Origin of the sequence: Bradyrhizobium sp. PRIMUS42, assembly GCF_023006515.1 — a bacterium.
In the GTDB taxonomy this organism is placed as follows: domain Bacteria; phylum Pseudomonadota; class Alphaproteobacteria; order Rhizobiales; family Xanthobacteraceae; genus Bradyrhizobium.
This window is the reverse complement of the sequence record NZ_JALBGZ010001379.1, coordinates 1-749: the sequence shown is the minus strand read 5'-3', so window position 1 is coordinate 749 and position 749 is coordinate 1. Positions and strand designations below refer to the sequence as shown.

Sequence of the window (749 nt, the reverse complement as noted above, 5' to 3'; positions counted from 1 at the left end):
CGGAGCGGCTCGGCATCGCCCTTGGCCGTCAGCCTGTCGGCATCGACCTGACGCGCCGACAGCACCGCGCGCAGCAGCGGCGAGGCGCCGAATTTGACGTCACCGACGCCGCCGAGCTTCAACGCGGAGTCCTCAGTGCCAAAGCTCGCGTCGATCTGCTCGAACTTCGCGCCGGCCGGATCCGCTTTGAGTTTGGTCGTGAGCTTCCACGGCGTCGGCCCCGCCTCGCCCGCCTTCTTGATCGGCGGCACGGCCAGCGTCAGCGCGCCGTCGAATTTCGGCAGGCGGTTGTCGAAGGCGAGCACGCCTTCGAGATCGGCGAGGATGGCGCGCTCGCCGGGATCGATGTTGAGGTGCAGACGGGTGGCGTTGCCGTCGGCGCTCGGACCGGAGGAGACGCGGAACGGATAGCGCACCCCGGCGGCGGTGAATCTGCCGTCGCCGCGCACCGAGCCCGCGAGCGAGCGGACGTCGCCAGAGAAGGCGATGTCGTTCAGTTCCAGCGTCGAGCGGCTGGCGGCATCGTGCAGGGCGATGCGGCCAGTGAGATTGAGCCGCTCGATGGCGAGGGATGCCAGATTGAAGGTGCCGCTCGCGGTGGAGGGCAAATCAACCCGTCCCCTCGCATCGAGGCCGAGATCGGCCGCCATGCCGCCCACCGAAAGCTCGGTGGCGCGCCACTCGCCGCGCATCAGGGAGCTGAGGCTGAACTCGACGTCGAGCTTGTCGGCGCGCAGGCGGCCGAGATC

General features: G+C 69.4%; 1 pseudogene. It reads right to left on the bottom strand.

Annotated features, from left to right (window positions below):
• Positions 1-749, bottom strand: a pseudogene (locus MOV75_RS40490) (hypothetical protein); the annotation flags it as partial.